The organism is Planococcus donghaensis MPA1U2, assembly GCF_000189395.1.
GTDB classification, from domain to species: domain Bacteria; phylum Bacillota; class Bacilli; order Bacillales_A; family Planococcaceae; genus Planococcus; species Planococcus donghaensis_B.
In genome coordinates this window covers 1-8,446 of sequence record NZ_AEPB01000026.1, presented here as the reverse complement: position 1 = coordinate 8,446, position 8,446 = coordinate 1, and the positions used below count along the sequence as shown (strand labels likewise).

Below are 8,446 nucleotides of genomic sequence, written 5' to 3'. Positions count from 1 at the left end.
GGAGTAGGCTAGGTGGCGAGATATGCGCGGTGCGGCGAGTATTGTGCACGGTTCTGGAGAAATATGCGCGGTACGACGAGTGTTACGCGCGATGCTGGAAGAATACGCGCGGTCGCGAGGTGGATACGCGCGTTCCAGAAAAAATACGCGCGCGAGGCAATCCGGACGCCAAAAAAGTCTCACTCGATAGTAGAGATTACTTGTTCTAGAATCCAAGCTAGTAGGTTTTAGTGCTTTTCGCTCGCGAAAAGCGGGGCAACTAATGTTTTTGGTTTGGGCGGGCAAGCATGATCGAGTTAAAAGTAGTCAAGGTTGCGGCACACGCGCGGCACAGAACACCTTACGCACGCTCCCCAAAAAAACACGCACGATGTCACTGATACACAAAAAACTAAGCCCTCGAAAAACTAAAATAAGTTTGCCGAGGGCTCAAAAATTGTCACTGCTCAATAACCGGGATTCGGTTAATACTAGGATCGGTAAAAATGTCGTTTTCGTCTGTGCTAGTTGTCGAGAATTCGGAGATTAATGCACCTTCGTCTCCAGCTTGAAACCAGTGCAGCGTATTTGGAGCTAATGTATATTGTTCACCTGCTTGCAGGATCACTTCATTCCAAACTGTAAAGGTTTCTTTTTTATGCTTTGGCACAACAGCTGAAGGGTTCGCTACTGGTTCACCCGGAACGTATAAGTAAACTGTTCCCAGCCGACATCTAAATGTCTCTTCTTTACCAGGGGAATCTCCAACAGGCGGATGCAAATGTTCAGGACAAGTTTGTCTTGGCAAGAGCACCAAGTCTTTGGCGCAACAGCGATCAGTATTAACATATTCGATTAATTGAAGACCGAAATCTCTAATTTGGTTGAGGCCAAAGTCGGCAACTTCCAACCGACTGACTTCTTCTTCTGTTAAGGTAATACGTGCTTTTTCAAAGTACTCTAAGGTTTCTTTTAAGATTTGGGCATGTTCAGTTTGTGAAATCAATGCAATCCCTCCATCTCTAATGAATAACTTGCAGTAAAAGCATAAGAGAAACAACAGATATACACCATGATGAAAATGGGTTTCTTCTTATCCAAAACTCAGATTGACCTAATACGCATGTTATGCAATGGCTGTCAGCATAGATTACCTTATTTTAATTAATCTGAATTTTGGTTAAATTGATTTGAGTTATCGCCATAGCCAATCAAGCTCCTATGCCATAAAGTAAAAGTTGTAATGTAAGTGCTTACAAAAAAGAAAAATAAGGGGAGATAATGTACATGGTAATTAAAATGACAGTACCTTCAATGGAATTAGTAGATCACAACGGACCGGGTACACAAATGTGTGCCGTAATGTCTGATATTGGGAAAATAGAAATCAAACGAGCAGAAATTCCAGAGCCAGCGGAAGGAGAAGTTCGGATCAAAGTAAAATGGGTTGGCATTTGCGGGAGCGATGTTGAAGTATATCGCGGAGCTAGAGAGCCAGAATTTGTTTCCTATCCAACGCGGCTTGGACATGAAGTAGCAGGTGTTATTGATAAAGTTGGAGAAAATGTACTGGGTTTAGCGGTAGGAGACCATGTAGCATTGCGTTACATTTGGGGAGCATTTGCTGAATATGTTTGCTGCAAACCATTCTCTGTAAAAGTATTGCCAAAAGAGTTGCCGCTTATTGAAGGTTCGTTGATCGAAGTGGTTCCTGCTTTAATATCAGCAGCTGAAAACGCTGATATCTCGCCCAATAAAAATGTTTTGATTATGGGGCAAGGAGTTAGCGGCTTGGCTTTAACACAAGTGATTAGTCTGTATAGTCCGAAAAATTTAATCGTTACCGATTTATTTGATGAAAAATTAGAGCTAGCTAAAAAATACGGTGCAACACATACGTATAAGCTTCCCTCAGAACATGCAAAAACGATGGATGTGGTTGGAGCAGATTTCCCAGAAGGTTTTGATGTCGTTATTCCATGTTTGTTAGAAGGTTCAGGTATGGTCGATGCAATTGATGCGGCTGCTCAAAATGGCAGGATTGTTATGTATGGCTGTATTGGAACTTGTCATGAACCTGTCGACTTTTTCAAAGTTCACAAAAAGAGATTGGATATCTTTTCAACAGAACCAAAACGAGATATTGATAATCGCCGTTACTTTGATGAAGGATTGAAATTAGTAATGGATGGACTGGTCAATACAAAAGAAACCATTACACATATATTTCCACTAGAGAGATTGGATGAAGCCTTTAAAACAAGAAACAACCATAAAGGAGATACTATCCACGTTATGATCGATTGCGAAGTCAAAGAAGAGTCTAACCAATATGAATAACTCTTGTTTTTATTGTGAAAAAGATGAGCGATTGGATAATTTGATGATGAAAATTTCTGAATTACAGACATCAATATTGTATCTCAATAAAGATCAAACACATTCGGGAAGAAGTATACTAGCTCTACAAAGCCATAAAAGAGAATTGTTTGAGTTGTCTAATGATGAGCGTCAGTTTTTTATGGAGGATCTTTCAAAAGCAGCAAAAGCCTTACAAGAAACGTTTGCACCGCAAAAAATAAACTATGCGATTTATGGAGATGTTGTATCTCATCTTCATGTTCACCTTGTTCCGAAATACGAGCAAGGTCCTGATTGGGGAGGCGCTTTTGTTCACGATCCACCTGTGACAAAAGCGTTGACTGAGCAGGAATATAAGCAACTCACTGATGAAATCCAACAGCACTTAAAATTAGAGGAGGTTAAAAAATGAATTTATTAAACCCTAAAAAATTAGTTCTTTCCTTGTTGTTGTTCGTATTGCTTTTAGTAGCAACAGGTTGTTCTTCGGATAATGCAACAGATGTAAGCGCTGACACGAAAGCGGAAATTGTCTTACGACTTTCTGAACCGCAAGTAGATGAATACCCAGACTCAATAGCAGAAAAGGCATTTGCTGAAAAAGTAGAAGAGCTTTCAGACGGCAGGATCAAAATTGAAGTTTATACAGGTGGACAATTGGGTGATGAAACGACAACTATTGAACAAACACAAGTTGGCATTATCGATATTGGGCGAGCTAATGCGGGTCCTTTAACTCAGTTTGCAGACAGTTTAGGAGTTTTCAGCTTCCCATTTCTTTTCGAAGATAGAGAGCATATGAGAGCAGCTCTAGATTCGTCATTGAGAGATACTTTGTTTGCAGATTTACAAGAATCCGATTTAGTTGGATTAGCCTTTTATGATGCAGGAGCTAGAAGTTTTTACTCAACCGATCCGATTGAAGAGGTAGCTGATTTAAAAGGCAAGAAAATTCGCGTGATGCAAAACGATATCCTCATTTCGGCATTCAAAAAACTAGGGACGTCTCCGACTCCTTTGGCTGCTTCGGAAGTATACAGCGCATTGCAAATGGGCGTTATTGAAGGCGGCGAAAACAATGTCAGTACTTACGTTGCGGATGGACATTACGAAGTAGCTAAAAACTTTACATTGTCCGAGCATTTACGAATTCCTGGCGTATTGTTTATGAGCAAAAGTTCGTGGGATCAATTAACAGCAGAAGACCAAAAGTTGATTCAACAAGCTGCAATCGATTCAGAAACTGTTCAGCTAGAGGAATATGATAAGTTTTCTCAAAAAGCGATGGACACAGTTAAAGAAGCTGGAAACAATGTAATCGAATTGTCGGACGAAGAGCGAAAGGCATTTAGAGAAAATGTTCAATCATTATATGATGAATACGATTCAACATACGGCACATTATTTGAAGAAATCGAAAAAGCAAAACAGTAAAGATCTGAGGCAAAGGTTTTCAATACCCTTTGCCTGTTTTCTTCATAACTCGCGTAGTTTTCAAAAAAGAAGCATCAAGGTGGAATACAGCAATTGAGGAGGTCGCCAGGATGAACAATAAATTTCTACTAACCATCAGAAGAATAACTGAAGGCTTTGTACTGCTAATGATTGTAGTAATGACGGTGATTATTAGTTATCAAGTTCTTTCACGATTTGGATTGAATTATACACCTACATGGATCCAGCCTTTATCTTTGTTACTGATGGTGTGGATTGGCTTTATTGGAATTGCAATTGGTATCCAAGACAATAGCCACATTAAGATCAATTTGTTTGTATCGAAAATGCCTGGAAAAGTTCAAGTAGTTTTGAATTATATTCAACGGCTTTTAGCCATATTGTTTGGATTTTTTATGCTAATTGAGGGCAGTAAATTTTCTTTTAGTATGATGAATTCACAAATTTCGGGATTGGGCGTACCTTCTGCTATTTTGTATGGCGTCGTGCCTATAGCTGGGTTACTAGTAATCGTTTACTTAGTATTTGAGTTTTTTGGTAAGTGGGTAGGAATTCTTGAAGAAAGTGAGGTTGAAGAGTGATGGCTATTGCAACGTTACTTATTTTGTTTCTTGTATTACTTGTTGTAGGTGTACCGGTAGCATTAGCGATGGGATTGACTTCAATCGTGGTAGCTTTTTTACTAGATATTCCGTTATCGATGTTAGCACAACGTATGGTAGCTGGGATTAACAGTTTTCCGTTACTAGCTATTCCTTTTTTTATACTAGCTGGTGAAATAATGAACACAGGTGGCATTTCACAAAAACTTATCAAGCTTTCTGATTCGGTAGTCGGGAGGTTTCGTGGGGGACTTGGTATGGTAAATGTCAGCTCGAGCATGTTATTTGGTGGGATTTCAGGTTCGGCATTAGCAGATGCTTCGTCGTCTGGTTCGTTAATGATTCCGATGATGAAGAAAAAAGGCTATGATGCAGATTACTCTGTCGCTGTAACAGTTACATCATCTACACAAGGAATTGTCATTCCCCCTAGTCACAATATGATTATTTATGCGTTAGCAGCAGGCGGTGGGATTTCCATCAGTTCGTTATTTCTTGCTGGGATTATCCCTGGCATCCTACTAGGCCTCGGGTTAATGGTTACAGCGTATTTGATTGCGGTTAAAAGAAATTATCCTTCTGAAAAGCCTTCATCAATCAAAGAAATAGGCAAGGCTATTCGATTAAGTTTTCCCGGATTAATGACTGGAGTCATTATTATCGGAGGTATCATGACTGGCATATTTACCGTTACAGAATCTGCTGCGATTGCAGTTGTTTACGCATTTTTGCTTAGTTTTGTGTTTAATCGCGATGTATCAATTCGACTAATTGTGCCTGTATTAAAGCGGACGTTTAAAACCTTGGCTCTTGTATTGTTCTTGATCGCAACGTCTAGTGGGTTTGCATGGCTATTAGCTTTGCTACGAGTTCCTACGTTAATTTCTGAAAATTTATTAGGGCTAACTAATAGCCCAATTCTCATAACATTAATCTTGATTTTCATCTTAATATTTTTAGGATTGCTACTAGATGTAGCGCCAATCATTTTGATCACGACGCCCATCCTCTTGCCGATTGCGACAAGTATCGGGATGGACCCTGTGCATTATGGAATTATGATGATGATTTGTATGGCGATTGGTTTGGTTACTCCACCAGTCGGAGGCGCATTATTTATCGGAAGCGCTATTGCAAAAATTCCGATGGAAAGTGTGGTCAAAGCGCTCCTACCTTTTTATATCAGCATGATTATCGTACTGCTATTAGTGGCTTTCGTACCTCAGATTACTTTGCTGATTCCTAACTTTTTTGACTAAAGGATTTTTTTAAAGCAAGTCTTTATATATTAACGGTTGGTTTTTCAAAGAATGCGAAAACTCTTCTTCTAATAATATATGTTTACCTACAACTGTTCTCGCTTGCTCTCGATAGTCAGTTGGTGAAATGCCTTCTCTTGTGTGGAATAGCCTTGAAAAATAAGGCGCAGACAATCCGACAAGTTCTGCAATTTCGGTAATCGTCGATGTACTAAACTCCAAGTATTCTTTTGACTTTTCTATCCGAAGTTCTTGTAACAGTTTCATCGGCGTTGTTCCAAGATTTTTTCGGAATAACTCAATAATATAATGCGGATGAAAATTAAAATGATTTGAAATATCTTGAAGTGTAATGGGCGAAGTCAGGTTTTCTGATAAATAATCGATAACGGGAAAGTCGGGTTGGAATTCTTGCTTTAAAGCATAGAGAGAACGAGAATTATTTTCTTTTACCATCGTCTTTTCTTGGATAATCGACAGCAAAATGTCTTTAAACCCAACATCGATTCGGTAAGGAATCAAAGGATGGGCATGCTGTAAATTCATCACAGAAAGTTTAAACAAATCCTTCAATTTTTGAGAATCGCCAATAATAGAAGGAATTGTCTCACTTTCTGCTATGAAAAATTTCTCTACTGCTGGGCTAAGAATATCAAATTTAATATCAATCGTAGAAGAGGCATTTGAGAAAAAGAAACTATGCTCTGTTCGTTTAGGGATGAAATAAGCGTGATTTGGAAGAAGTTCGAAAACAGTATCCCCTAATTGTATGCTACCTTTGCCATCGATAATAAAGAGGAATTGATACAAATCATCGTGGTAATGACTTTTAACACCCGTATTTTTTTCATAATCAATACGAGACATCCACAGGACTTTTACTTGATCATCTCGTAACATCCGGTTCACCTCAACTTTTTAAATATGTATTAGTCAACTTTACCACGAAATGAATCAGTAAAGAAAAATCGTTTGAAAATTCTGTTGCTTTTAAAAAGCAACATTTGGATAATGGGGGATGACATGTGAAATACGTAATTGGAATAGATTTAGGATCAAGCGCTGTTAAAGCTATTTTAGTGGATAGAGGTGGAATTATTCACCAAACCCTATCAGTATCTTACCCATTGATTCAAGCAAAGTCCGGGTATAGTGAGCAGGATCCTGACGTGTGGTACGAGAAAACGAAACAACTCATATACAAACTGGTGAAAAATTTTAAAGGTAATGTAAATGACATTGAAGCCATTAGCTTTTCAGGTCAAATGCATGGATTGGTGCTGTTAAATGAAAATCTAGAAGTTATGAGAAATGCCATCCTTTGGAATGACACGAGAACGACTGAACAATGCCGTGAAATTGAGCAAAGCGTTGGTAAAGAAAGACTTCTAGAAATCACTAAAAATCAAGCACTTGAAGGATTTACCTTACCGAAATTATTATGGGTGAAACAAAACGAGCCAGAAATTTTTGAGAGGATTCACCTGTTTTTATTACCAAAAGATTATTTGCGATTTAAAATAACTGGAGAACTACACACGGATTATTCGGATGCAGCTGGTACATTGTTACTGAACACACAAGAGAAAAAATGGAGTCGAGAGATTTGTCAGCAATTCGATGTAGATGAAAAAATTTGCCCAGAGCTAGTAGAGTCCCATGCTTACATAGGGCTCATTACTGCGGAGTTTTCAGAAGTTACAGGATTATCTAGCAATACAAAAGTATTTGCTGGAGGTGCAGATAATGCTTGCGGAGCCATTAGTGCAGGTATTCTGTCTGAAGGAAAAGCTTTGTGCAGCATTGGCACTTCGGGAGTGATTTTATCGTACGAAGAACTCGACAAACGCGATTATGGAGGAAGCTTACATTATTTTAATCACGGAGACGAAGATGCTTTTTACAGTATGGGCGTCACGCTTTCGGCAGGACATAGTTTAAGTTGGTTTCGAGACACATTCGCACAAGGGCAAACATTTGAGAGCGTATTAGCAGGAATAGAATCCATTCCAGTCGGATCAAACGGACTCTTGTTCGCTCCTTATCTAGTAGGAGAAAGAACACCGCATACAGATGCCACCATACGCGCTAGTTTTATTGGAATCGATGCGGGACACACTCAAAAACACTTTACACGTGCAGTGTTGGAAGGCGTTACGTTTTCTTTGAAAGAATCGCTAGACATCTTAAGAAAACATTCCAACAATGTGAATACGATCATTTCGATAGGTGGGGGCGCGAAAAGCGATGTATGGTTGCAAATGCAAGCAGATATCTTTAACGTGCGAATTGTGAACTTATACAGTGAACAAGGTCCAGCGCTTGGAGCAGCCATATTGGCTTGCTACGGTTGCGGGTGGTATAACTCCTTAGAAGATTGTACCCGTGTATTCATTTCTTACGAAAAAGCATACGAACCTATAGCTGGAAATGTCAGTCAGTACGAAATTTTATACGAACTATATAAAGAGATTTACAACAGTACGAAGAAAATCAGCGCGGGATTGAGAAATTTTGAAAAAACGAGAGAAGAGCTGGTCAATCAAATCGAGTACTGTAAACAAGAAAGTAAAGTTCACTCGTAAGGAGTAGAGAAAGAGACATTTTGAAGTAGCCCAATTTCAGGTTGTTCCTGGAATTGGGCTTTTTTTTGTTAGTAGACTAAAAAGAAAGTGGGAGAGGCATTTTATGCGCGATTGGGCGTGTGATATGCGCGGTTCTGGAGAAATATGCACGGTGCGTCGAGTCTTATGCACGATGCTGGAAGAATACGCGCGGTCGCGAGGTGGA

8 protein-coding genes are annotated in these 8,446 nt (G+C 39.3%); 6 read left to right on the top strand and 2 right to left on the bottom strand.

What is annotated here, in order from left to right; translation table 11 throughout:
- Positions 1-439: 439 nt before the first annotated feature.
- A complete protein-coding gene (locus GPDM_RS07095) occupies positions 440-985 on the bottom strand; it encodes a D-lyxose/D-mannose family sugar isomerase (protein ID WP_008430234.1) in 546 nt (181 codons plus the stop codon).
- A gap of 281 nt (positions 986-1,266) precedes the next feature.
- Between GPDM_RS07095 and GPDM_RS07090 the strand changes: the two genes are divergently transcribed.
- The 5 genes from GPDM_RS07090 (at position 1,267) to GPDM_RS07070 (ending at position 5,656) form a co-directional block, all read left to right on the top strand.
- On the top strand, positions 1,267-2,319 hold the full coding sequence (locus tag GPDM_RS07090) for a zinc-dependent alcohol dehydrogenase (protein ID WP_008430233.1): 1,053 nt from the start codon (positions 1,267-1,269) through the stop codon (positions 2,317-2,319).
- On the top strand, positions 2,312-2,752 hold the full coding sequence (locus tag GPDM_RS07085) for an HIT family protein (RefSeq protein ID WP_008430232.1): 441 nt from the start codon (positions 2,312-2,314) through the stop codon (positions 2,750-2,752). Before GPDM_RS07090 ends, GPDM_RS07085 begins: the two co-directional genes overlap by 8 nt.
- Positions 2,749-3,774, top strand: a complete 1,026-nt coding sequence (locus GPDM_RS07080) for a TRAP transporter substrate-binding protein (RefSeq protein WP_008430230.1) — start codon at positions 2,749-2,751, stop codon at positions 3,772-3,774. Before GPDM_RS07085 ends, GPDM_RS07080 begins: the two co-directional genes overlap by 4 nt.
- A 110-nt stretch (positions 3,775-3,884) precedes the next feature.
- Positions 3,885-4,376 (top strand): TRAP transporter small permease, encoded by a 492-nt coding sequence (locus GPDM_RS07075; RefSeq protein WP_008430229.1) that lies wholly within the window; start codon positions 3,885-3,887, stop codon positions 4,374-4,376.
- Positions 4,376-5,656, top strand: coding sequence for a TRAP transporter large permease (locus GPDM_RS07070; protein ID WP_008430228.1), 1,281 nt, complete (start codon positions 4,376-4,378; stop codon positions 5,654-5,656). Before GPDM_RS07075 ends, GPDM_RS07070 begins: the two co-directional genes overlap by 1 nt.
- A 9-nt stretch (positions 5,657-5,665) precedes the next feature.
- On the opposite strand, the gene GPDM_RS07065 is transcribed toward GPDM_RS07070, so the two are convergent.
- Positions 5,666-6,556 (bottom strand): AraC family transcriptional regulator, encoded by an 891-nt coding sequence (locus GPDM_RS07065; protein ID WP_008430227.1) that lies wholly within the window; start codon positions 6,554-6,556, stop codon positions 5,666-5,668.
- Positions 6,557-6,681: 125 nt separating this feature from the next.
- Here GPDM_RS07065 and xylB point away from each other — a divergent pair, with 125 nt between their 5' ends.
- Positions 6,682-8,241, top strand: coding sequence for a xylulokinase (gene xylB, locus GPDM_RS07060; protein ID WP_008430226.1), 1,560 nt, complete (start codon positions 6,682-6,684; stop codon positions 8,239-8,241).
- Positions 8,242-8,446 lie beyond the last annotated feature (205 nt).